The sequence below is a fragment of the Planomicrobium sp. CPCC 101110 genome (genome assembly GCF_007859395.1).
Taxonomy (GTDB): Bacteria; Bacillota; Bacilli; order Bacillales_A; family Planococcaceae; genus Planococcus.
The window spans coordinates 195,868-218,954 of sequence record NZ_VOHD01000008.1 but is presented as its reverse complement, the minus strand read 5'-3'; the positions used below and the strand labels follow the sequence as shown (position 1 = coordinate 218,954).

21 protein-coding genes are annotated in these 23,087 nt (G+C 47.6%); 11 read left to right on the top strand and 10 right to left on the bottom strand.

Translation table 11 applies throughout. From position 1 onward, the window contains the following. Window positions 1-12: 12 nt before the first annotated feature. Window positions 13-1,752 carry an ABC transporter ATP-binding protein gene (locus FQV30_RS18290; RefSeq protein ID WP_146500567.1) on the top strand — a complete coding sequence of 580 codons (1,740 nt, stop codon included), beginning with the start codon at window positions 13-15 and terminating at the stop codon, window positions 1,750-1,752. 107 nt (window positions 1,753-1,859) lie between these two features. Here FQV30_RS18290 and FQV30_RS12910 read toward each other — a convergent pair whose 3' ends face one another. From FQV30_RS12910 to FQV30_RS12890, 5 genes are all read right to left on the bottom strand, one after another. Next, on the bottom strand, window positions 1,860-3,185 hold the full coding sequence (locus FQV30_RS12910) for a CitMHS family transporter (protein ID WP_146500566.1): 1,326 nt from the start codon (window positions 3,183-3,185) through the stop codon (window positions 1,860-1,862). A gap of 178 nt (window positions 3,186-3,363) precedes the next feature. Further along, window positions 3,364-4,077, bottom strand: a complete 714-nt coding sequence (locus tag FQV30_RS12905) for a response regulator (protein ID WP_146500565.1) — start codon at window positions 4,075-4,077, stop codon at window positions 3,364-3,366. Next, a complete protein-coding gene (locus tag FQV30_RS12900; RefSeq protein WP_146500564.1) occupies window positions 4,040-5,722 on the bottom strand; it encodes an ATP-binding protein in 1,683 nt (560 codons plus the stop codon). Before FQV30_RS12900 ends, FQV30_RS12905 begins: the two co-directional genes overlap by 38 nt. A 141-nt stretch (window positions 5,723-5,863) precedes the next feature. Then, complete coding sequence (locus FQV30_RS12895; protein ID WP_146500563.1) at window positions 5,864-6,613, bottom strand: SDR family NAD(P)-dependent oxidoreductase; 750 nt, start codon at window positions 6,611-6,613, stop codon at window positions 5,864-5,866. A 175-nt stretch (window positions 6,614-6,788) separates the two neighbouring features. Then, window positions 6,789-7,304, bottom strand: a complete 516-nt coding sequence (locus FQV30_RS12890; RefSeq protein WP_146500562.1) for a DUF2798 domain-containing protein — start codon at window positions 7,302-7,304, stop codon at window positions 6,789-6,791. A 231-nt stretch (window positions 7,305-7,535) separates the two neighbouring features. Here FQV30_RS12890 and FQV30_RS12885 point away from each other — a divergent pair, with 231 nt between their 5' ends. The 4 genes from FQV30_RS12885 to FQV30_RS12870 all read left to right on the top strand — a co-directional run bounded on the left by FQV30_RS12885 (window position 7,536) and on the right by FQV30_RS12870 (window position 12,190). Next, entirely contained in the window at window positions 7,536-8,075 is a 540-nt protein-coding gene (locus FQV30_RS12885; RefSeq protein WP_146500561.1) for a DUF1697 domain-containing protein, read from the top strand. 236 nt (window positions 8,076-8,311) lie between these two features. Further along, the gene (locus FQV30_RS12880) at window positions 8,312-9,343 is read left to right on the top strand and encodes an ABC transporter substrate-binding protein (protein ID WP_146500560.1); all 1,032 of its coding nucleotides are present in this window, start codon (window positions 8,312-8,314) and stop codon (window positions 9,341-9,343) included. Between the two features lie 37 nt (window positions 9,344-9,380). Then, a complete protein-coding gene (locus FQV30_RS12875) occupies window positions 9,381-11,123 on the top strand; it encodes an ABC transporter permease (RefSeq protein WP_146500559.1) in 1,743 nt (580 codons plus the stop codon). Next, complete coding sequence (locus tag FQV30_RS12870; protein WP_146500558.1) at window positions 11,120-12,190, top strand: ABC transporter ATP-binding protein; 1,071 nt, start codon at window positions 11,120-11,122, stop codon at window positions 12,188-12,190. The genes FQV30_RS12875 and FQV30_RS12870 overlap by 4 nt, the downstream gene beginning before the upstream one ends. Before the next feature lie 84 nt (window positions 12,191-12,274). Here FQV30_RS12870 and FQV30_RS12865 read toward each other — a convergent pair whose 3' ends face one another. Together FQV30_RS12865 and FQV30_RS12860 are read right to left on the bottom strand one after the other, a co-directional pair. After that, entirely contained in the window at window positions 12,275-13,639 is a 1,365-nt protein-coding gene (locus FQV30_RS12865) for a YjiH family protein (protein ID WP_146500557.1), read from the bottom strand. A gap of 257 nt (window positions 13,640-13,896) precedes the next feature. After that, window positions 13,897-15,123 (bottom strand): DUF819 family protein, encoded by a 1,227-nt coding sequence (locus FQV30_RS12860; RefSeq protein WP_146500556.1) that lies wholly within the window; start codon window positions 15,121-15,123, stop codon window positions 13,897-13,899. Between the two features lie 293 nt (window positions 15,124-15,416). Here FQV30_RS12860 and FQV30_RS12855 point away from each other — a divergent pair, with 293 nt between their 5' ends. From FQV30_RS12855 to FQV30_RS12845, 3 genes are all read left to right on the top strand, one after another. Next, a complete protein-coding gene (locus FQV30_RS12855; RefSeq protein ID WP_146500555.1) occupies window positions 15,417-15,605 on the top strand; it encodes a pyridoxamine 5'-phosphate oxidase family protein in 189 nt (62 codons plus the stop codon). 228 nt (window positions 15,606-15,833) lie between these two features. Further along, entirely contained in the window at window positions 15,834-17,324 is a 1,491-nt protein-coding gene (locus FQV30_RS12850; protein ID WP_146500554.1) for a glycine betaine uptake BCCT transporter, read from the top strand. Between the two features lie 115 nt (window positions 17,325-17,439). Continuing rightward, window positions 17,440-18,399, top strand: coding sequence for an Abi family protein (locus tag FQV30_RS12845; protein WP_146500765.1), 960 nt, complete (start codon window positions 17,440-17,442; stop codon window positions 18,397-18,399). Window positions 18,400-18,527: 128 nt separating this feature from the next. Here the strand turns inward: FQV30_RS12845 and mug are convergent, their stop codons facing one another. Further along, window positions 18,528-19,037: a G/U mismatch-specific DNA glycosylase gene (mug, locus tag FQV30_RS12840; protein WP_146500553.1), complete on the bottom strand. Its 510-nt coding sequence runs from the start codon at window positions 19,035-19,037 to the stop codon at window positions 18,528-18,530. A 594-nt stretch (window positions 19,038-19,631) separates the two neighbouring features. Between mug and FQV30_RS12835 the strand changes: the two genes are divergently transcribed. The 3 genes from FQV30_RS12835 (at window position 19,632) to FQV30_RS12825 (ending at window position 22,035) form a co-directional block, all read left to right on the top strand. Then, on the top strand, window positions 19,632-20,426 hold the full coding sequence (locus FQV30_RS12835; RefSeq protein ID WP_146500552.1) for a hypothetical protein: 795 nt from the start codon (window positions 19,632-19,634) through the stop codon (window positions 20,424-20,426). A gap of 187 nt (window positions 20,427-20,613) precedes the next feature. Then, window positions 20,614-20,955 carry a hypothetical protein gene (locus tag FQV30_RS12830; RefSeq protein ID WP_146500551.1) on the top strand — a complete coding sequence of 114 codons (342 nt, stop codon included), beginning with the start codon at window positions 20,614-20,616 and terminating at the stop codon, window positions 20,953-20,955. Between the two features lie 477 nt (window positions 20,956-21,432). Continuing rightward, window positions 21,433-22,035: a DJ-1/PfpI family protein gene (locus FQV30_RS12825; RefSeq protein WP_146500550.1), complete on the top strand. Its 603-nt coding sequence runs from the start codon at window positions 21,433-21,435 to the stop codon at window positions 22,033-22,035. Between the two features lie 89 nt (window positions 22,036-22,124). Here the strand turns inward: FQV30_RS12825 and FQV30_RS12820 are convergent, their stop codons facing one another. Both FQV30_RS12820 and FQV30_RS12815 read right to left on the bottom strand, forming a co-directional pair. Next, window positions 22,125-22,331 (bottom strand): TM2 domain-containing protein, encoded by a 207-nt coding sequence (locus FQV30_RS12820; protein WP_222434326.1) that lies wholly within the window; start codon window positions 22,329-22,331, stop codon window positions 22,125-22,127. Window positions 22,332-22,430: 99 nt separating this feature from the next. Continuing rightward, window positions 22,431-22,913, bottom strand: a complete 483-nt coding sequence (locus FQV30_RS12815; RefSeq protein WP_146500549.1) for a BsuPI-related putative proteinase inhibitor — start codon at window positions 22,911-22,913, stop codon at window positions 22,431-22,433. Between the last annotated feature and the right edge of the window lie 174 nt (window positions 22,914-23,087).

The following is a 23,087-nucleotide window of genomic DNA, read 5'->3' as shown; positions in this document are numbered from 1 at the left end:
AGGTGTGAGAAGGTGGAAACTATTTTAAAGGTAGATAATTTGCGTGTCTCCTTCCAATCAGGAGAAGAAGAGTTTGAAGCGGTGCGAGGCGTGAGCTTTGAAGTGAAAAAAGGCGAGACATTAGGGATTGTCGGAGAGTCGGGAAGCGGCAAAAGCGTCACTGCCCGTACAATCATGCGCTTATTGCCTTCGCCTCCTTCGTTTATAAAAGAAGGGGAAGTCCGGTTTTTGGGAGAAAATCTTGCCCATAAAACAGAAAAGGAAATGGAGGCCATACGCGGCCGCGATATCGGTATGATTTTTCAGGATCCGATGACTTCCTTGAATCCAACCATCCGGATCGGGGAACAAATCGCGGAAAGTTTGATCAAGCACCAAAAGATTTCCAAGGCCGAAGCGAAAGAACAGGCAATTGAAATCCTGAAATTGGTGGGAATTCGGGACAGCGCAGCACGCTATCATCAATACCCGCACGAATTTTCCGGCGGCATGCGCCAGCGGGTCGTGATTGCCATCGCCCTTGCTTGCCGTCCGACCCTATTGATCGCGGACGAACCTACAACAGCTCTTGATGTGACGATTCAAGCCCAGATTTTGAATGTCATGAAAGACACCCAGCAAAAACTTGGGACCTCCATCATTTTGATCACGCACGACCTTGGTGTTGTCGCTGGAATGTGCGACAGGGTAGCGGTCATGAAAGACGGGGAAATTGTAGAAACCGGAACGACTGTAGAAATTTTTGAAAACCCGAAGCATCCATACACAAAAAAATTGTTGAATGCATTGCCTCGCCTCGACGAAAAGAAAAAACCGAAGCGGACCCCGCTTGCGCCGGTTGGCGATGCAACAGGAAAACCTTTGCTCCAAGTGAAATCGCTCAAGCAGCATTTTGATATGGGCAAAGGCAATACCGTTAAAGCTGTCGACGATATTTCATTTTTCATCCGCCCCGGTGAAACTCTTGGACTAGTGGGGGAATCAGGTTCCGGCAAATCGACCACGGGGCGCGCAATCCTGCGCCTGCATGAACCGACAGGCGGCAATGTCCTATATGAAGGGATGTCGGTCAGCCGGCTGTCCAAAAAAGAAATGAAAACGATGCGGCGCCATATGCAGATGATTTTCCAGGATCCGTATTCTTCGCTTGATCCGCGTTTGAAAGTGCTCGATATTATCGGGCAAGCGCTGGATCTCCATAAACTGAGCGCGTCCAAAGAAGAACGAAAAAGGCGGGTGGAAGAACTGCTTGGATTGGTGGGGCTCGATGCCTCACATGCTCAGCGGTATCCGCATGAATTTTCCGGTGGCCAGCGCCAGCGGATCGGCATTGCCCGCGCACTTGCTGTTGAACCGAAATTCATCGTTTGTGATGAACCCTTGTCCGCACTCGATGTTTCGATCCAATCACAGATTGTCGAACTCCTGGAGGATTTGCAGCATAGGCTCGGGTTGACGTATTTGTTTATAGCGCATGACTTGTCGATGGTCAAACATATCAGTGACCGTGTAGCTGTCATGTATGCCGGAAAAATTGTGGAACTGGCGGAAAGTGAAGAACTGTACTCCAACCCGCAGCATGAATACACGAAATCGTTGTTGTCTGCAATCCCGATTCCTGATCCGAAAATTGAGTCGAAGAAAAAGCGGACTCTGATGCCGGAACAGACGGCTGCAGATCGATACAACCTGATGAATTCGAATCTTGTTGAAGTGTCTGCAGGGCACTGGGTAGCGCAAGTCAAGAATTAGGGCGAGGAAGCGGCTGAATGACTTGCAGTTTAAATCAGCCGGACTAATAACATAGCGGAACAAATACAAAACCCCGTTCCGGCGCGAAACCGGAACGGGGTTTTTGCTTATGCGACTCCTATCAACAAGGAAATCCCCAGTAATACAATACTGAATGTCCACATGATCGCAAGCGAATAGCGGATGTGGCGGCCCATTTCAAGGCCCGCAAGGCCAAGTGCAAGCCACAGGGCCGGCGAGAACGGGCTGATGAAAGTTCCGATGATGTTTCCGATGATCATCGTATAGGCGACGGACAAGGACGATACACCAAATCCGGTCACGACTTGTTCGACGATAGGGAAAAGGGCAAAATAATAGGCATCGGTACTGAGCAGTAAATCGAACGGCACACCGAAGAATCCGATAATGATGTGAAGATAAGGTACAACAAAAGCCGGTAAGATTTTGACCAGGTCGTTGGCGATTGAATCGAGCATCAAGGTGCCGTTCAAAATGCCAAGGAAAGAACCTGCTGCCAAGATGATAGCCGCCATCAGCAAAGCGTTAGGCGCGTGCTCTTTGATCCGGTCCATTTGATCTTTCATATTCGGGTAGTTCAATGGCAGAGCAAGGCTGACCCCGATCATGAAAGCAAAGCCTGCCGGAATGATGCCCCAGACAAGAACTCCGATTACGGCTAGCGCCAAAAGTGTATTGGCCCACAGCAATTTTGGACGGCGCAGGGCTGCGGCCTTCAAGGAGGCCTCCTCGTCTTGAGGATTTTTTGCCAGTGGAGTGGATTCCTGGAAAAGTTCTTCATTGAAATCCCCGCGTTTGACAATTATGCGCTTTTCCCGGAGGGCCAGCAAGATTGCAAGACCAACCAGCAGCACGAGTCCGATAACCTGGATTTTGATCAGCGGGCGCCATAGCTCTGTGACATCGACGCCAAGAACGGCTGCTGTCCGTCCGAGCGGACCGCCCCATGGCAGCATGTTCATGATGCTTGCGGAAGTTCCCACCAATAATAACAGCAAATAAGGATTCATTTTCAGGCGTTTGTAAAGCGGCAGCAAAGCCGGAATCGTGATGAGGAATGTTGAGGCGCCGGAGCCGTCAAGTTGGGCAACCGCAGCGATCAACACGGTTCCGATAGCCACTGCAATAACATTTCCGCGTGAAACCGCAATCATTTTATTGATCAATGGGTCAAACAAACCGACATCCTGCATGATTCCAAAAAACAAGATGGCAAAGATGAACATGATGACGACACTCATGACGGATTCAATCCCGCTATTGAAAAAGCCGCCGATTTCGGAAAAGTTAAAACCTGCCGCAAATGCTGCGGCGATTGGCACGAGAACGAGTGCGATGATTGGGGTGATCTTGTTGCTGATGAGCAAGGCGACAATAACCACGATAGTCAATAAACCGATGATGCTTAACATAGAAGTTCCTCCCTTTGGATGAAAGTTGAATTGCAGGGAGAAATGAAAACGCATACAAAAAAGTTTTCATTTTTAAAATCCCTCTGGTTCAAAGTTATAGAATTTAACTTATCACAGAGAGATTTGAAAAATAAGATTATTCAACTAAGAGAACTAATGAACCTTTTGAGAGTTTTGTTCATTTTGTCCACGGAACATAGCGTCTTTCAGGCCGGCCGATTTCCCCATAATTCAATTGGGCAGTTGCTTCGCCGATGGAAACCAGATGTTCAAGATAGCGGCGTGCGGTGGAACGGCTGACGCCGACCGCTTTGCCGGTTTCCATGGCATTAACGCCATGTGGCCCTGATTCTTGCAGAATGTTCAATACACCGATCAGTGTCAATTGGTCGATGCCTTTGGGCAACGGGCCATCCCGATGAACTGGCAGGAAAAGAGAGGGAGTTGGCTGCCAGCCTGCCAGCCGGTCGATGTCTGACTGTTCCAGTTCCTGATTTGAAGAAAAGATGTTTTTTTGCTCGCGATAGCGTATTAGCGCCTTTTCAAAACGCTCAAAATCAACCGGTTTGATGAGGTAATCGAATACTCCTCCGCGCCACACTTCCTCGATGGTTGCCGTTTCTTTTGCCGCCGACAGCATGATGATATCAATCTGAGGGAAAGTGCGGCGGATCTCCCAATACAGTTCAAGGCCCGTCCGGTCTGGAATGAAGACATCCAGTAAAATCAGCTCCGGCAACCGGCCGCCGCTGTTCAAGGATCCTATGGCTTCAGCTGCAGTTTTTGCAACAGCCTTCACTTGAAAGCCATCGATTTGTTCAACCAGCTGGCGGTTGATTTCGGCTACACGGAAGTCATCTTCTATGATTAAAACGTGCAAGTTCTCGTTCATCTTCACTTCTCCTTTTTGGTAATGACACTACAAAGCAGGCGCCTCCGAGATCGCTTTCTTCCATATGCAACTCGCCGCCGGCAAGCATTGCCAAGCGTCTAGTAGTGCTCAAGCCATAGCCCCGGTCCTTGCCGGTTTTTGATGAAAAGCCTTCGTTGAACAACCGGCCTTCGGACTCCATTGGAATGCCAGGTCCAGAATCGTCGATTTCCAACAGAATATCGGTTCCGACATCGGTAAAATACAGCGAAATGCGCCGATTGCCGGCCGGGTTTTCTTTCACGGCGTCAAGCGCATTGTCGATAAGGTTCCCGATTGCTGCAAGGAGTGCCTCCTTCTGCGGATCGGTCAAAGGGGTTTTGAGGCGGCTGTCCGGACTGATAGCCAGGTTGGCTTGCTGTTCGCTCGCCTGATTGAGTTTTCCAAGCAAAATGCCGCTGATCAATGGATCTGAAACTTTGCCGATCAATTGCTGGATCCATTCTTGCTGAATGTCATTTTCCATGCGGATAAACTCGAGCACTTCCTGTTTTTTGTTTAGATGAACAAGCCCGGAAATAGTATAAAGCTTGTTTGAAAATTCATGCGTCTGTGCCCGCAGCGCATTGGCGTATTGCTTCACTTGGGATAATTCTTTGGTCAGCTGATCGATTTCGGTCTTGTTGCGGAAAGTGGAAACGGCTCCGATCAATGTGTTTTCGTAAAAAATCGGGCCTGAATTGACATAGACTGCGTGGCCGCCATACCGGTGCTCCTTATCATAATGGCTTTTTTGGGTGGCGAGGATTTCAGGCAGGTCGGAAGTGGGCAAGACCCGGCCGATAGGCTCGCCGATCAGTTTATCAGCCGAGGCATCACCGCCAAACAGCAATTGCTGTGCCATGTGGTTAAGAAGGGTGATCTGTCCTTTCGAATTGACCGCGATAATGCCTTCGTGGGTCGATTGCAGAATCGTTTCTTTTTGAAGCAATAGCCGGGAAATTTCTTCAGGCTCCAGCCCGTGCAGTTTATGCTTAAGATAGGAAGCTATGCCGATGGCCGCCAAGGCGGCGACCAATCCGATCGACAGCAGCATCAGCCATAATTCCTTGTTGTAGTTGCCGATTAGTGTTTGGATATCATCCGCCAGAAAACCGACGGAGACAACGCCGATAATTTTGTCATCTGAGTAGATCGGGACTTTGGCGCGCAGCGAATTGCCGAGTGAACCGGTCGCTTTGGAAAGGTAGGTTTCTCCGAAGAAAAGCGCCCGTGCGTTGTCTTCGCCTACCATCTTTTGGCCGATCTGTCCGGGATTCGGATGCGAATAGCGGATTTCGTCCATATTGCCGACCACGATGAATTCAGCGTCAATCGATTGCTGAATCGGAGAAACGAGCGGCTGGATAATAGCCGCTGGATCATCTTCCGAAAATGCCAGGGCAATAGCCGGGTTGAGCGCTATACTCTCCGCTACACTCAAGGCCTGCTCGCCCAATTGGGCTTCCAAAGTATCCGTCATAAAATAATTGAGAAAAACTCCCATCACCAGGACAACAGCTAAAATCAGCGAGCCGATCAATAAAATCATAGTCGCTTTTAAGTTCAGCGAACTGCTTGGCTGAATGAGCTGTTTTTGAATATCGGTGCTATCAAATTGAATCATAAGAGGAATCTCCTTAATGAATATCTGCTTTTGTAATAATACCATATACGAAGGGGAGAATCGGAGACAGGAAAACAGCTGGCCATAAAAAAAAGCAAACCGCCGAAAGATGGCGGTTTGCTCGGAATGTGGTTTTGAAATTCACTTCGTATTCGTAAATCCGCCATCAATCCGGATCACTTCGCCGTTGATGTACTGGGCTTTGGATGTCAATAAGAATGCAACGAGTTCAGCGACTTCTTCAGGAGTACCGAGGCGCTTCTGCGGAATCCCGGCTGTTGCATTGGCTTTCATTTCCGGATTGGCTTCGAAGAACGTTTTAACCATCGGTGTTTCTGTTGGCCCTGGCGCAATGGCGTTGACCCGCAGGCCGTCTTTTGCGTATTCCGCAACCATGCTCTTCGTGATGCCGATGATGCCGTGCTTGGTCGCGGAATAAGTGACTACGGAGTCCTGGCCGATGACGCCTGCGCTTGAAGCGGTGTTGACAATCGAACCGCCGCCGTTTTTCAGCATAACTTCTGCGACATAGCGGACGCCATACAATGCGCCCATCAAGTTAATGCCTACAATCTGTTCGATTTCTTTGATATCGGTATCCAAATAGTACTTACCGCTGCCGGAAATCCCTGCGTTATTGAAGAAATAATCGATGGTGCCAAAATGCTCAACTGTTTTATCAACATAGTTTTTAACTTCTTCGGCTTTTGAAACATCCGCTTTGATGAAAATGGCGTCAGGGCCTAAGTTCTTCACCATCTCGACCGTTTCATTGCCGCCTTTTTCATTCACATCGACCACTGCAATGTTAACGCCTTCTTCTGCCAGCCGAACTGCTGTAGCCTGCCCTAAACCGCTTCCTGCTCCTGTAATAACCGCAACTTTACTCATAATAAAATCATCCTCCAATTATTATTTAGAAAAAACAATTGTTGCTGCTTTTTTTATTATACGCCCCAGAAAATTCAAATGAAAACAATCGGCTTTAGGGCCATATGCTTAAAAATGATCTGTAAATAATAAAAGAAGCTCCAGACAAGGGGATATTGTCTGTAAGCTTCTTTTATTACTGTGCTTGGGCATTTGCTGCGGCTGCTGCTTTTTTATCCTGTGCTTCGTGCAGCTTCACCATTGCCAAACGGGCAAGCGGTTGAATGGCAATGCTTTCAGCGATCAAGGCAATCGCAAAATTCCGCGGCCAATTGTTCAGCCAGTTGCTTAAAAATTCTGCGTGGAAACCATTGCTGATGATATCGCCGATAAATGTCATGATGATCGACATCCCTAAAACGGTGAACAGGATGCGGAAAAGGACTTTGGAGTTGAAGCTGTCTGTCGGCTCAGTGAATTTTGCGGTCAATGCTTCCGCAAGGCGTCCAATCACAACCGGTTCAAGGATCATGACAATCACCCAGACGAGCGGCAGGATTTTCAAGATAGCGAACGCGATTTCCTTGTTGAATGTGCCGGCAAAGTAGATGGCGTTGAATGATACCATCAACAGCACGGTCAATGTACAGATGATAGCTCCGTATAAGAAGCCTTCTTTGCCGTTTTGCGGCAGTCTTTTTTCTTGGTGCATGATGTTCTTCCTTTCAAAGTGTTTATACTCGACCGGGTTTATACACAAAAACAACGCGCAAATGATTATAAAATACACTGTTGCGGACCGATAGAGAGGTGTAAACTCGGACTAAAGGGAGTAGTCAGTTGGGTCTAGAGGCTACTATAGCAAAAGGGATGCTTCCTTCGTAAGTGTCCATTTTGTGTCTGATCCGGACTTGGGAACCATTTGTTGAAAGGAGGGGATTTTATGGTTTATGTTGCATTGCTGCGGGGCATCAACGTCGGCGGAAACAATAAAATAGACATGAAAATGCTGAAGCGGATGTTTGAAGAGGCCGGCATGACCGCTGTCAAAACGTACATCAATTCCGGCAACATCATCTTCACCGATGCCAGCCGCTCAAAAAAAGGCATAACAGCCATTTTGGAAGAGGCGATTTTCACCCATTTCGGTTTGCGGATCAAGGTGCTGGTTTACAGCTTCGAGGAATTTAGAGTGATTGCGGAAGCGATTCCCGCTGAATGGACCAATGATGACGCGATGAAAAGCGATGTCCTGTTTCTTTGGGAAGAAGTCAACGCGGAATCTGTGCTGGACGGACTGACCGCCAAACCGGAAATTGATTCCGTCTACTATGTCCAGGGAGCGGTGCTCTGGTCGGTGGACCGGGACAAGGCCACAAGAAGCGGAATGGCAAAAATCATCGGCACTCCGCTTTATAAACTCGTCACCATCCGGAACATCAACACCGTCCGCAAGCTGTATGAACTGATGCAAGTTGAATAACAGCAGGCAAAGCCGCACCCGACACAATCTGTCGGTGCGGCTTTTATTGCATTGACGGAACTGTTCATTCTTCCAACCAATATTGTGGACAAGCGCATCTGCCTGGCAGAATATCTTTAACCATGCATTATTCTTTGCACAATCCTCACACTTCTTAATGCTTCCTTAACAATCCCTTCACATTAGGGCTCTACACTGAAAGGAGAGCAAAACAGGAAAACAGAGGAGGAAATTATATGAATAAGATTTTTTCAGGGGTCGGGATTCTTACGATGACCGCGCTTTTGGCGGCATGCGGAAGCACACAGGAAGAAGTGGGCAACAGCGCAGAAGCGGAAAGCGGTTCAGCGGTCTCCGGCACTCTCGATTTTTATACATCTCAGCCGGACGCAGACGCACAGGCGCTCGTCAACGCATTTGTCGAAAAAAATCCGGATGTGAAAGTGAGCACGTTCCGTTCTGGCACAGAAGAAGTGGTGTCGAAAATCCAAGCGGAAAATCAGGCAGGGGACATCCAGGCGGATGTCTTGCTGGTGGCGGACTCGGTGACGTTCGAAAACTTCAAGGAAGAGGATTTGCTGATGGGGTACAAGTCCCCGGAAGCTGAAGCGATTGATGAAGCTTTCGTGGATCCGGACGGAGCTTATACAGGCACGAAAGTAATGGCGACGGGAATTGTAGTAAACACGAACAATGTTAAAGAGCTTCCGGACAGCTGGACGATTTTGACAGATGAAGCAACAAAAGGCCAGGCTGTCATGCCTAGCCCGCTTTACTCAGGAGCTGCGGCGTACAATCTTGGAGTTATGACAAAGCAAGAGGGAATGGGCTGGGAACTGTATGAAAGCCTGCGTTCGAACGATATCACCATTACACAAGGCAACGGCGCGGTGCTTGAAGGCGTTGCGATGGGCGAACAGAACTACGGCATGATTGTCGATTACTTGGCAGCACGCGCGAAGAGTGAAGGAAGCCCTGTTGAGCTGGTGTATCCGAAAGAAGGCGTGCCGGTCATCACAGAGCCGGTAGGAATCATGGAAAATACGGATAACGAAGAAGCGGCGAAAGCATTTGTCGATTTCATCTTGTCTGAAGAAGGCCAGAAATTGGCATCAGAGCTGGGCTATACACCGATCCGTGAAGGCATTGACGCGCCGGAAGGACTGAAAACCTTGGATGAAATGGCCGTGCTGGAAGCGGACACGGGTGAGCTTTTGAAAACCCGTGAAGACGACAAAGCGAAATTCGGGGATATTTTTGGCCAATGATCGGCTCTCTGGATTTTGGTTATAAGGAGCTAACGCGATGATTATCAAACAGCGAATGGCCGAAGAGAGAAGAAAGGGCTTGCCCCCTTTCTCTCTCTTTTTTCAAAATAAAAACTTCTATAAAGGAATTGGTTTGCTGGCGGTCTTTCTGCTGTTTTTGCTGCCGGTTCTCCGGCTCATCTGGCTAAGTTTTGTGAACGAAGGTTCTTTGACTTTCGGCTACTATTCGGAAATCCTGAGGGAACAGGCAACATGGGCAACCGTCCGGAACACATTGGTCATCGTGATGGGTTCAACAATTCTGGCGCTTGTTTTAGGCGTGGCATTTTCCTGGATTGTCGCTTATGTCCAAATCAGAGGGAAGCGGGCAATGCAATTGTTCATCTTTTTGCCGTTCATCATCCCTTCCTATATTACAACATTGGCCTGGACGCAATTTTTCGGAGGAGCTGGTCCGGTGGCGGCGATTCTTGCTTTATTGCCGGGAAATCTGCAGGTGCCGAACCTGTACAGCATCGGCGGAATCATCCTGCTGCTTGGGCTGTCGCATTATCCGCTTGTCTTTTTGTTCACGGTCAACGTGTTCCGGAAAATTCCGCGTGACTTGGAAGAAGCGGCGGCGACGTCCGGCTTGTCGAAAAAGCAGACGCTCCGCAAAGTTGTGCTGCCGCTGGCGCTTCCTGGAATCGCGAGCGGCGGGCTGATCGCCTTTCTATCGAATCTCGATAATTTCGGCATTCCTGCCTTTTTAGGGACGCCGTCGAATATCCGGGTGCTCAGCACATACATTTATGAACAAGTGGTCGGCTTTGGGCCGGAAGCTTTTTCAAGAGCGGCGGTTTTGTCCGTTATGCTTGGCGTCATTGCGCTTTTCGGCACCTTGCTTCAATGGTTTTTGCTTCGGCGCAGCCGTGTCACTGAAACGGTGCGGGGCGATATGAGCCCGCGTATTTTCCTGAAGCCTGTCCGCCAGACGCTGCTGGAAATCGGACTATGGACGTTCTTGCTTGTAACAAGTTTGATGCCGCTTGTTGCGATGGGGGCGCTGTCGTTGATTTCCGCTTACGGCGTACCGTTCGAATGGGGAAACTTGTCTTTGAAAAATTACGAATATGTATTTTTCACGGATATGAAGCCGCTGGCCGCCTTGTCGAACAGCTTGGGGCTGGCGATAGTGACGATGGCGATCTGTTTGGTGCTTGGGACGCTGTTCGCTTGCCTCCGTTTTAAATTTCCGGGCTGGAGCACGAAGACGGCAGAACTCTTTATCACCATCCCGTACGCATTGCCGGGGACCGTTTTCGCGCTATGCATGATTTTCATGTGGATGGAGCCGGTTCCAGGATGGAATCCTGGTATTTACGGCACTGCGCTAATTTTGTTCATTGCGTATGCCACAAGGTTCATGGTGCTGCAAATCAGAGGGAGTTACACCGCTCTTTTGCAGATTGACCCGTCGATGGATGAAGCGGCAAGGATTTCTGGTGCAACAGGCTGGGTCAGGTGGCGGAAGGTTCTGTTGCCGCTATTGTTCCCGGGAATTTTAAGCGGCGCGCTTCTCGTGTTTTTAATGGCGCTGACCGAACTGACGGTTTCAAGTCTTTTATGGTCGAGCGGTACGGAAACGGTCGGGGTTGTCATCTTCGGCTATGAGCAAGCGGGCTACTCCACCTATTCGACCGCCTTTTCTACGGTCTTGGTGCTTGGTATATTGCTTGGAGGATTGTTGTTTATGGCATTAGGCAAACTATGGGACAGAAAGGTGCTGAAGGCGAAATGATCGAATTGGTGGGCGTTTCAAAAAAATACGGGTCGTTTACGGCGTTGCATGAAGTGGATTTGGAAATCGAGCAAGGTGAATTTATCGCGATTCTTGGGCCGTCCGGCTGCGGCAAGACGACGCTGCTGAAACTCCTTGCGGGCTTTATGGGGCCGACGGACGGATTTATCGTCATGGATGACTCTACAGTAGCTTCGGCCAAACGAGTCACACCGCCTGAAAAGCGGAACATTGGCATGGTATTTCAATCATTTGCGCTATGGCCTCACATGACAATCGCAGATCACATCAAATTCCCGCTAGACCATCACCCGAACCGGAAAAAAGAAAGCAGGCAGGAAGTGCAGGAGCGAATGGGCGAAGTGCTGCGGCTTGTCGGCTTGGACAGTTTTTCGGACCGCTATCCTTCCGAGCTGTCCGGCGGCCAGAAGCAGCGGGTGGCGCTGGCACGGGCGATTGCGCCAAAACCGAACTTGATGTTGATGGATGAACCATTCAGCGCGCTTGATGTCGAGCTTCGCATGGAAATGCGGAAAGAGATTCAGAAGCTTCACCGGGAAACGGGTGCTTCTATTGTGTTTGTCACACACGACCAGGGCGAGGCGCTGGCCATCGCAGACCGAATCGTCGTCATGAACCAGGGGCGGATTGAACAGATTGCGTCTCCTGAAATGATCTATACCCGGCCGGAAACGGAATTCGTCGCGACATTCGTCGGAAAATGCAATCTGGTTAAAGGACAATGGCAAGACGGTAGCTTTATACCGAAAATCAATCCGCATTGCCTATGGCCGGATTTGGGTGTCGCGAAAACTTTCAAAAAGAACGGCATTTATCCGGTGCGTCCGGAACAGCTGCAGCTGTCGATGGTGGCCTTGAATGGTGTGCACGGCCGTGTGACATTCGTCCAATACCAAGGCCATGAAATCCATTATACGGTCGAAATTTCAGGCGAAACATGGACGGTCCATGAATCGGTATATTCCCCACGGTTCTATGTCGGCGATGAAGTGACAGTCGGATTGAAAAAAGCTGTGAAACCTGAAAAAGTGCTAGTTTCGAACTGAGGCAGAATTTCAGGCAGCAAAAGCATAAAACAAAAAATCCACTTTCTGGAAACCTTGGTTTCCAGAAAGTGGATTTTTGGTTGTTTACAGGAACAGATGGGCGAATACAACAAGAATCGGCAAGGTGATCACTGTACGCAAGATGAAAATAACAGCGAGTTCCCAAAACTTAACAGGTATATTTGAACGAAGGATCAAGATGCCGATTTCGGACATGTAAATGATTTGCGTCAGAGATACGCCCGCGAGGACGAAACGGGTCAATTCGCTTTCAATGCCGCTGCCAAGAACTGCCGGCAGGAACATATCGGCAAAACCGACGAGGAAAGTTGGTGCGGCTTCCGCAGCTTCCGGCAATCCAAGCAATGTCAGCACCGGAATCAATGGATAGGAAATGATATTGAACAAGGGTGTGTATTCTGCGACCACCAAAGCCACTGTGCCAAGCGCCATGACCAAGGGAATCAGCGCCAGCCATATATCGAGTACAGTTTCAACGCCTGACTGCATTAATTTTTTCGGGCTTGCAGTACGGCTTGCTTTAAGGCGGGCCTCGTCAAAACCCCATTTCACCAATGACACGCCTTCCGGGATTGTGTCATCGATCTGTTTGCCGACTGGCGCATAATAGTCATCCTTTTTACGGGATAACGGGGGAATGCGTGGCATGATGATGGCTGCTGCCAAACAAGCGACCGATACGGCAAGGTAAAACGGCAGGAACAAATGCCCGATGCCCACAACATTCGCCACAACCAAACTGAATGCGACGGAAGCAATCGAGAAAGTCGTAGCAATAACCGAAGCTTCGCGCTGCGTGTAATACCCTTCATCATATTGCTTCATCGTCACCAAGACACCGACCGGCGCCGCACCCATCCAGGATGCCATGGCGTCGATCGAGGAACGGCCCGGCAAGGTGAAGACCGGACGCATGAACTTGTTGACGAGAGCGCCGACAAATTCCATCAACCCGAATTCCACAAGCAACGGCAATAGGAAACCGGCAAACAAAAACCAAGTCAACAGGACAGGGGCTAGATCATACAGGACGACCCCGCCTGTTGCGCGGGAAGCGATTGCTTCCGGACCGATTTCATAGAAAGCCATGATTCCGAATAGGAAACCGAGCACCCGGACAGTGAGCCCGAACGGCCCGACTATGAACGTGGCACGCAAAAAAGGTGAATTCCCAACGAAAGCGGGTTTCAGAATGGTAGCCATTATACTGGCAAGTGCTGAAAATCCAAGTAAGAATAAGATGAATGCAGGAATCATTTCGCCGAAAACGGATAATAGAAAAGATGCTAAAATCCCGACACCTATGTTCACTTCGCCGTTATAAGGGAGCGGACATAAGAACAGTAACGCTCCAATAATGGAAGGAATCAAAAACTTCCATGTATCGGAGGGGGAAATTTTTTTGTTATCACGCTGGAGCAGGGCCATATATTTTCCTCCTTGATTATCAATGTATAAAATATACATTAATATACAAAGTGAATACAAGAAAAATTTAAAAGAATATAGAGGATAAGCAATTATTTATGAATTAATAAGGGTTTTTTATTCTTTTTTAAGGAGAAGAAAATCTAGTTAATAAAATAGTATTTATGGAATTTGTATAAAAATACAAAACTGATCTTGCTGGCTTATGGAGTTTTGAATTGGGATTTCTGCCTGGCTAAAAACGCCTGATGCTGAAATCACATCATCGTTCCAAACCACAGGCCGAGTGTTGTGCCGATATAATTGCCGATAATATAGCCGATAGTGCCGACCACCAAGATGGGTCCAATCAGCTCTTTCCAGCCTTTGGCGATTGCCATGGCAGCAGCGGTTGTGGGCCCGCCGATATTGGCGTTGGTGACAAGCAGAATCTCTTCCAGATCATATTTGAAAAGCTTTCCGGCCGTTAAAGACAGCAGCAAGTTGAAAGTTACGATAATAGCGACGAATACCAACAGCAACGGCGCGTTTTGGATGATGAGCGGAATGGAAGCCGTTATTCCGATGACAACGAAAAAAAGATAAATCAAGAACGTCCCGATTTCCTGGCTTCCGTTGATGCTGTCAAAATAGCGCGGGAAAAAGGCCAGTGCCATAAACGTCAAAGTCGTCAAAATCAGGTAGTTGTCTCCGAACAAGCCGTTAAGCAAGTTCCAGCCAAACGATACGCCGTCTCCGGACGGGATGAGTTCCGCAAAAAAACCGGCGATTTTAAATGAAATGATTACGAGGAAAAAGGCTGTCCCAATCGATAATGCAATATCTTTCAAAGAAATATCCTGGCGTTTCCAAAAGCTTTCCGCATTGGTTTTTCCGCCGGCTGTCTCCGATTCTTTTTCCACTTGCAGGACATGCGGATGTGGAAAGCGATTTCTGAAGAAACTGAGTGTCGGAATGGCCATCAAGATGACAAAGAATGTCGCCATCATCAGGTTATCTGCAACAATGGCGGCCGATACCATATCTTCTGGAGCATCGAATTTAGCGGTCATTGCGGCAAAGTTGACGCCGCCGCCGACATAGGATGCGCTCATCATTGCGCCGATTCTATCAAGAAATGGGATGTGATCTTTCAATATGAAGAAGCTGATGATTGTTCCGGCGATTGTCCCGACAGAGCTGATGAGAAAAATAAGCAGCATCCGGCCGCTTTCTTGCCATATCCTCTTGAAATTCACATGAAAGAGCAATAGCGGGATCGCCAGCGGAATGATGAATGACCAGACTGCGTCGTAAACCGGTGAAGCGGTCGGAATGATTCCTGTGTTGGATAAGATGATTGCTGAAACGAGAGCGATAATGGCGCCGGAAACTTTTCCAGCCCAGCTGTATTTTTGCTCCAGCACAATGCTCATGGCCGCAACTATGACAATAATTCCCCAAAGAGTAATAAGGTCGTCCGATTTGATCAGTGAATTTTCCACTTAGATTTCCTCCTTTTTTGAATTTTAGTTTTGGCAGCTTCTTTACATATTTTCATTGTATTACAAGTATTTCGATAATTGAAGGGAGAGCGGAAGAGGCGGACTGGAAGGACTGCTGCACCATAGGCTTCTTCTAAAAGCTAGGGATGATCTGCGGGTGGAAAGGCTGATAGGTTTTCTTGCGGTTCGGCATGTTAAGCGTTTAATAATTTGGAGAATCGGGAAATCTTTTGAAACATGGTTGTCTACGAATCTGGCAGAGATGCGATTTCTCGAAAAGAGGGAAAAGCGGAATGAGTGGGAACGCATCATCGGATCAGGAGGCAGCGGAAAAGGCAAACAAACTATTCAAAGGCATCAAAATGGCCATGATGACGACGATTTCAGGAAACAAGGCGGTATCCCGGCCGATGCAGATCCAGGAAAGATGGGACAAAGATGATCAGGAATTGAACACTGCAGTGAATTTTGACAATCAGTAGAGGGCTCAAAGAAATTGAACCAGCATCCTGATTCGCAAGGTGTGACAGCCTTGAAGTGCGGATAGGGATGCTATTTTGGTACGTTGATTTCCTGAAAATCATGCGCTTGCTTTTTCGGGGATCACGACTCTATGAATCTGGAGCAATGGCCTCCGGTTTTATGCTCTTAGCAATTATGTTAAAATTACAAATGTTGTGTTTAAATTTATTTTATTTGAGAGGTGAAATATGAAAAAAGCAACGCAAGTATTTTGGTATTCTATAGCTATTTCATTGATTGTTGTTTTATGGGGGGCGATTGCTCCTGGAAATCTGGAATCGTTTACGTCGAGCGTGACTGCCCAACTGACTGCTAAGTTCGGCTGGTTCTATCTATTGCTAGTTATCGCCATTCTTCTTTTCTGTGTTTATATGATGTTTTCCCGCTTCGGCAATGTGAAACTGGGAAAGAAGGATGACGAGCCCGAATTCAGCCGGCTGTCATGGTTTGCAATGCTCTTTAGCGCCGGTATGGGTATGGGATTGGTGTTCTGGACGACCGCTGAACCGATTTCCCACGCTTTCATCAGCAGCCCTGTAGCGGAAGAAGGAACCGATCAGGCAATACAAGATGCGCTAAAGTATTCTTTTTTCCATTGGGGCATACACGCATGGGCTGTTTATGGCATTGTCGGCCTGATCCTTGCGTATTTCAAGTTCAACCGCGGACGTCCTGGCCTCATCAGTGCCACACTGATTCCGCTGTTCGGGGAAAAGCTTATGAGCGGGGCGCTTGGAAAAGCGATTGATGTGCTCGCGGTCTTTGCCACAGTGGTTGGGGTGGCGGCGACACTCGGTTTTGGTTCCGCACAAATTACCGGAGGGCTCTCTTTCCTGTTCGGGACTCCGAATAATTTCACTGTCCAATTGATTGTTCTAGCCATTGCGACGGTGCTGTTCATCTGGTCGGCCTGGTCTGGAATCGGCCGGGGCATCAAATACTTGAGCAACATCAATATGGTGCTGGCTGCTGTCCTGATGATTCTGCTATTTATCGTAGGTCCGACAATGTATATCGTCAATATGTTCACGCATACACTCGGCAGCTACATTACCGACTTTTTCAGAATGAGTTTGAGGCTGGCCCCGCTTGATGAAGAAAATCGCAGCTGGATCAACGGCTGGACGATTTTCTACTGGGCTTGGTGGGTTTCCTGGGCTCCGTTTGTCGGCATTTTCATCGCCCGGATCTCCAAAGGGCGGACGGTAAAAGAATTTATGTTCAGCGTCTTGCTGCTGCCGGCACTCGTTTGTTTCATCTTCTTCTCGGTGTTCGGTGTTTCTGCCCTTCAGCTTGAGCAGCTCGGAATTGCCACCATCTCCAGTTTCACTCTGGAAACATCGACTTTTGGCGTACTTGCGGAATATCCGCTTGGGACGTTCATGTCCATGCTGACCATCATCGTCATCGCCATTTTCTTTATCACTTCGGCGGATTCGGCAACATTTGTACTGGGTATGTTGAGCACAAATGGCATGCTGAATCCGAGCAACTCCGTGAAAATCACATGGGGGCTCATCCAGTCGGCCGTCGCGGCCGTCGTCGTTTACTTTGGTGGGACACAGGGGCTGCAGAACATGCTGATCATCGCTGCCCTGCCTTTTGCAATTGTCATCATTTTGATGGGCATCTCTTTTTTGAAGGACGTCCAGACCGAAGTCCGCCCGCGGCGCAAATGAATCCTGGTGAAAAGCACCGTCCCCTTTATGGGGAACGGTGCTTTTTTGATGATGGAAAGAATTCCCCAAGTAGCTTAGAGTAAAAGGATAGAAGAATTGATAAAGGATGAAAAATATGAAAGTTTTCGCTTCACATGATGAACAGCTCACTATACTTCAAAACCGGGGGTTGGCGGTTCCGGACAAGGCAGCGGCAAAACGGGTCCTGTCGCGTGAAAATTATTACGCGCTGATCGATGGCTATAAAGAGCCGTTTCTCGAGCGCGACGAACGGATCAATCCCTACGGACTTGAGCAGTACCGGGCAGGCACCGAGTTTGGCCATATTTACGCACTATACCGCTTTGACAGGGAACTGCGCATGCTCCTGCTGAATGAGCTATTGAAATTCGAGAAGAACATCAAATCGAAAATCGCATACCGTTTTTCGGAAAAATTCAAAGAAAAAGACAGCTTTCTTGAACCCGGAAACTTCAGTCCGGACAGCCAGCATCACCACGAGCGCGACCGCATCATCTCGACGCTATACAACCTCATCAAAAGCCATAAGAAGCGCGATCGGGTCAGGTATCCGGCCATACGGGAGTTTTTTGACAAGCACCGGAACGTGCCGCTATGGGTGCTTGCCAATTTCCTGTCGCTCGGACAAATCATCAATTTCTATCAGGTCATTGACGAAGAGCTTAGGGAGCGCATTGCCCAGGACTTTGCGGAAGAGTTCAGCGAAGAGCATTGGCAGGTCCGTTTGAAAGCCAGTGAACTCGACGCCATTCTAAGCGTCGCATTCCCTTACCGGAACAAATCGGCACATGAGGAAGTGCTGTACCGTTTTCGCCTCGACCATCCGGTTGAGCTTCGCGAAGTGGAAATCATGCTGGAAATGCCAAAAGGAAGCTTAAGCAGAGGAACGGTATTCTCTATGGTCAGTTTGCTCCAATTGCTTTTAGCCAAGGAAGAATACGAGGTATTCAGAGGCGAGCTTGAACGGTTGATGGATGAGCTGAAAAAGAACGTGTCAGGACGGGCATATGGGATGATTATAAGGGAGACTGGATTCCAGGAAGATTGGCAATGAGCCCTATGATGCCCAATAAAAGGAGCTGCTTGCTGAACTTTTTGTGGACTATCCGCTTGGCGTCCAAAGAAGAAACCGCCATCAGATAGGATGACTGATGGCGGTGTTTAGTATGGTTCAGTACGATATCATACAAAGTTATGGAGCCCTTTGTAAATTTCGACGATGTCCTGTTGCTTCATCCGCACTAACCCGCTTGATGATGGAGCCACGTACTCGACAATTCCCGGAATGACCGGTTCTTCCTGCACACCCCATTGGATGGAGCGTTTTTTGCTGAATTCCTGGTAGACGCCTTTGCCGACAAAACAAACGACTTTCGGACGGTATTGTTTTATTTTCTGCTCGAGAAGGGCGGCTCCTTCCACATATTCAGCTTTGGAAATTTCCGCTGCTTCTTTCGTAGGCCGGGAAACGATGTTCGTCAGCCCGTAACCGAGCGCAAGCAGCCCACGGTTTTCCTGAGGCAAAAACTTCCGGGGAGTCAGTCCCGCTTCAAATAGGATCTTCCAGAAGCGGTTGTTGGGATTGGCGTAATGGAAGCCTGTTTCAGAAGAACGGATGCTGGGATTAAAGCCGACAAACAGAATTTTCAGCCCTTCCTGCAAATGGTCGGATATGGGTTCTAATTGCACGATGAACCGCCTCCTTTATCGGTTCTTTTTCCTCTATTTGAATTTTATAAACAGAAGAGAGGAACAGGAGCCCTTTCTTATTTAGCTCTCTCACAAAGAAGCGTATTTTATCTGAAACCGCTAAAATGAATCTTTACGGACTCATATTTTCCAGCCAATGGAATGGAAAAGGAAATTGATTCTTAAACTTTCGTTATAGCTATAACAAAGTGAATAATTATCATGCTTAAATACCCAGTAAAGTTATTTATTCCTCGATTAACAATCAAATATTTATCATTTATAATAATTATGAATAGAAAAATGTTATTTCTTTCATTGTTTATCCGCCTCAATCGGAATATAATGGGGGTGTCATATTGCATATACCGGTTAACCTGCAGAGTACATACATGATCAAAAGGAAGGAGCCGACATATCAATTGCCTAACATTTTCGATTCACCTTATCTTGCCGGCGCTATACCAATGGTTTTCTCACTGCATGTTCCAAAGAGTTGAATGACAAAACAATCAACGTGAACTGGAACGGTAAGCTGGAAAATTAAGGCATTTTTGTATCCATCAAGAAGAAACAATAGGGAAGAAGGGGGTTGTCATGCCAGCCGATCAAAAGGGGGCGGACAAACGGTATCTTTTCATCTTTATGATCTTTAGTACACTGGCGCTCGATGAAGGCAGCGTGAAAACGCCGCTGCAAAATCCTGATCCAGGACCTTCGGAAGCATATGTGCAAGAAGCGGGTCTGCTGAAGAATACGGGAGATCATATTCCTAGTGAACCAGGCTCAGAAACACCGGTTCGGATTGAGAAAGAAAATGAATTTGCAATTTCTGCAAAAAGAATGAAGTCAAGGATCGGTATGACTTCAGGACTGCAATTGGAACTTGCTCACGCCGGTATCCATACGGACTCGGCCATCGGTTATTTCATGCGAGATTTCAATCGCCTGTGGGACGTTTATTGGGTAGCCGTATGGACAAAAGAGGATGACCTCACTTCGGAAGATGTCAGGAACATGAAAGCTTTGGCAGTAGAATATGAAGAACTTCGGCGATTTCTCAAATTCTCCATGTACGATAGTTCCGGAAAAATGCCGCGGTTTCAAGAAGAATTTATGTTTTCAGGGGATTCAGCAATCCGCTATCGGATCCAGGCAACCCGGCACGCGATGACAGCCTTGGAATCAGGAAAAGGCATGGCAACTTCCCTAGAAATAAATAAAACGATCGAACGAATCAATACAGGCGTTGCTCGGTCTAACAAAGAAGTTGAAAAACTAAACGTGCTATATGCCGGTCACCTCCATTCTTGGAGCAATTCTGCTGCAAAGCAAAGAAAGGGGTGGACGGATGATTTTTCTCAAAACTATGTGTATAAAGGAGACAGGTGAGTGTTGTAAACGCCGCCTGTCTTTTTGTTGATTCTGAGGGAAAATCGCTGTGATTGGGCAATCCAATGTCTGATGAGGCCGAAGGCCAGTCTGTTGAAATCGGTTTGCGGCCTTCTTTTTTTGTGTATATAAAAGAAGATGGTACATAATTTATCTTAACGTGATTCTGGAAAGGAGATGGAAATGCATGAGTATGCAGCACATCAAGGAAACCGATTTGGTACGGGATGAATACGGAAATTATTACAAAGTGGTTGGAATCCATACGGAGGGAGACACGTTAAAAGCTCTTGAAGTGTCAAACCTGTATTTTGAAACATCATTCCAGCATTCAGCGGAGAGCTTGGAAGACGATTATAAATCAAAACCGGTGGGCGTGTTCATTCAAGAACAGGTGAACGCATATATTGATGAAGTCCAGCAAAACGAGCGGCCGATTTATGGTATCCGCGATTTGATGGTCAACCGAATCAAGGTATACGCTGTCGACATTACACAGCCGCATCCATTGCGGAACCAGACGGTGTAAAGAGAAACTCTCCAAGGACAAACTCAGTCCTTGGGGAGTTTTATCATTGTAGCTTCACAGTTATCGCGAGCTAATCAAAGGGTGCGTCTTCACCGTTAAAATGGTTGAATTCAATGAAGACCTTTCGCGCTTCTTCAATCTTTTCTACTAAAATATAATTTTAACCGACATCTGATCGGTTCTAATCATGACGCTTAAAGAGAATTTTGAAGGCTTTGATGTCTTAACTGTTCCAGCTGTAAATCGGGCAGTTTTTAGCATAGAGGGGCCGTTCCCGCAAACGCTACAAGAATGAAGGATTTGCAGAAAGTCACGAGCGAGATTTAGATTCCGGTGAAAAAGAAGAATAATCAGAGCCATATCCTACAATAAAGGTGTGGTTTTTTGCATTGAAGTGAACCGAACATTTGTTTCTGTGTTACAATACATGGAACATAAAAATTCGAATAGTTAAAATACAAGGGAGGCTCAGTGGATATGCAGACCATTTTATTTGTTGTGTTGGACGGGTATGCGGATTGGGAAGGCGCACCTCTTGCTGCAGCGTTGATGGGAGAAGTGGAGGGGGTTGGAGAGTTTGATGTGAAAACGGTATCTTTGGCCAAAGAGCCCATAAAATCAATGGGCGGCTTTACAGTCCTTCCTGATTTCGCAATCGATGAAGTGCCTGAAGGATTTGGGGGCCTCGTTTTGATCGGCGGGACTTCCTGGAGAAAAGAAGAAAGCCAACGAGTCATGGAGCTCGTTGAAAAGGCCATGGAGAGCGAAGTGGTGATTGGCGCGATTTGTGATGCAACTGTGTTTTTGAGCAAAAACGGCCTGTTGAACAACATTGAACACACCGGCAACTTCCTGGAGGATGTGAAGGAAATCGGCGGTGCAAACTACAGCAATGAAGCAGGCTATCTTCAGCAGCAGGCAGTCCGCAGCGGAAAAGTGGTTACAGCGAACGGCACTGCGTTTTTAGAGTTCGGAAAAGAGATGCTGCAGGCATTGGATGCGGCTCCTCAAGAGAAAATCGATGAATGGTACGGATTTTTCAAGCAGGGTTTCCATCAATTCATGAAAACAAGTGGTTGAATCCGCAAGCTCAATACTTGCTGAACAAACCAAATAAATGCAAAAAACCAGGGAGCCGGCAATGTGCGGAATCCCTGGTTTTTTGCTGTCTAATATCTTCCATGTTTTGCTTGGAACTTTTCTTCAGATTGCAGCAAATAAGATACACCTTCGATAAACCCGAGAACTGCAGGGATGGCTGTCCAACAGAAAGCTAGATACAAAAATCCGGTCTTGGTCTTGCCTAAGTAAAACTTATGGGCTCCAAAATCCCCTAAGAAGATTCCAAGAAGCCCTGCTGCCGTTTTGCTTTTCATCCTCATCATCCTTTCTGCGTTACGGATGTTTTCCCGGTATGCGACGAAGTTAACCTTATTCTAAATGGGAGGTTCCATAATTCTAAATCCAGGGAAGAATCACTCCACCACATGCTCCGCTTCTGCTTTGAAGGCAGGCCCTTCTTCCGGCGTCAGCCAGACTTCGAGTTTGTAGGTGCCAGGTTCAAGATCCGCTTCGGGAATATCAAATTCGTAGCTTAACTCTTCAGCTTGCTTGATCGATTCTTCGCCCATATTCTGGGTGAATGAAGCAACGGAAGAGAAGAGGAACGCTTGCTCGTCGTCTTTATTTGCCAAAGAAAAATCAAACCGCTGACCGCTCGTGAAGTTGAACGTTTTCACTTGTTCCGTTTGGTTTTTCAATGTATAGCGGTATGTGTCTTCGTCTACCTGTTCAATTGCCGGGTTCACTGCTCCTGCCAATATTCCTCCTGAAGGCCCGTCTGTGCTTTCCGGTTCTTCTGCCGGCGGTTCATTTGTTGCCTGATCTTCTGTGCCGCATGCCCCTAGAAGCATAAGCGAAAGGGTAATCAATGCGCCAAGCCAAACCTTTTTCTTCATAGCCAATCCTCCTCGAATCTAACGATGCTGTTTATCATGAGAACGTTATAGGCGGATAAAAGTTACAGTTTGGGGTCTTTATTTGATCTCTCTTTCAAATAGTTCCGATTCATAGTCGCCATATCGTACGGACAAATATCCTCACGGCGAATGGGAATTGCAAACCATGAAAAA

What these genes read in the sequence shown, in the direction of transcription:
- FQV30_RS12910 (WP_146500566.1), bottom strand. Translation starts at nt 3,185, where the DNA reads ATGTTAAGCATCATCGGTTTATTGACTATCGTGGTTATTGTCGCCTTG.
- FQV30_RS12905 (WP_146500565.1), bottom strand. Translation starts at nt 4,077, where the DNA reads ATGAACGAGAACTTGCACGTTTTAATCATAGAAGATGACTTCCGTGTA.
- FQV30_RS12900 (WP_146500564.1), bottom strand. Translation starts at nt 5,722, where the DNA reads ATGATTCAATTTGATAGCACCGATATTCAAAAACAGCTCATTCAGCCA.
- FQV30_RS12895 (WP_146500563.1), bottom strand. Translation starts at nt 6,613, where the DNA reads ATGAGTAAAGTTGCGGTTATTACAGGAGCAGGAAGCGGTTTAGGGCAG.
- FQV30_RS12890 (WP_146500562.1), bottom strand. Translation starts at nt 7,304, where the DNA reads ATGCACCAAGAAAAAAGACTGCCGCAAAACGGCAAAGAAGGCTTCTTA.
- FQV30_RS12885 (WP_146500561.1), top strand. Translation starts at nt 7,536, where the DNA reads ATGGTTTATGTTGCATTGCTGCGGGGCATCAACGTCGGCGGAAACAAT.
- FQV30_RS12880 (WP_146500560.1), top strand. Translation starts at nt 8,312, where the DNA reads ATGAATAAGATTTTTTCAGGGGTCGGGATTCTTACGATGACCGCGCTT.
- FQV30_RS12875 (WP_146500559.1), top strand. Translation starts at nt 9,381, where the DNA reads ATGATTATCAAACAGCGAATGGCCGAAGAGAGAAGAAAGGGCTTGCCC.
- FQV30_RS12870 (WP_146500558.1), top strand. Translation starts at nt 11,120, where the DNA reads ATGATCGAATTGGTGGGCGTTTCAAAAAAATACGGGTCGTTTACGGCG.
- FQV30_RS12865 (WP_146500557.1), bottom strand. Translation starts at nt 13,639, where the DNA reads ATGGCCCTGCTCCAGCGTGATAACAAAAAAATTTCCCCCTCCGATACA.
- FQV30_RS12855 (WP_146500555.1), top strand. Translation starts at nt 15,417, where the DNA reads ATGAGTGGGAACGCATCATCGGATCAGGAGGCAGCGGAAAAGGCAAAC.
- FQV30_RS12850 (WP_146500554.1), top strand. Translation starts at nt 15,834, where the DNA reads ATGAAAAAAGCAACGCAAGTATTTTGGTATTCTATAGCTATTTCATTG.
- FQV30_RS12845 (WP_146500765.1), top strand. Translation starts at nt 17,440, where the DNA reads ATGAAAGTTTTCGCTTCACATGATGAACAGCTCACTATACTTCAAAAC.
- FQV30_RS12835 (WP_146500552.1), top strand. Translation starts at nt 19,632, where the DNA reads ATGCCAGCCGATCAAAAGGGGGCGGACAAACGGTATCTTTTCATCTTT.
- FQV30_RS12830 (WP_146500551.1), top strand. Translation starts at nt 20,614, where the DNA reads ATGAGTATGCAGCACATCAAGGAAACCGATTTGGTACGGGATGAATAC.
- FQV30_RS12825 (WP_146500550.1), top strand. Translation starts at nt 21,433, where the DNA reads ATGCAGACCATTTTATTTGTTGTGTTGGACGGGTATGCGGATTGGGAA.
- FQV30_RS12820 (WP_222434326.1), bottom strand. Translation starts at nt 22,331, where the DNA reads ATGAAAAGCAAAACGGCAGCAGGGCTTCTTGGAATCTTCTTAGGGGAT.
- FQV30_RS12815 (WP_146500549.1), bottom strand. Translation starts at nt 22,913, where the DNA reads ATGAAGAAAAAGGTTTGGCTTGGCGCATTGATTACCCTTTCGCTTATG.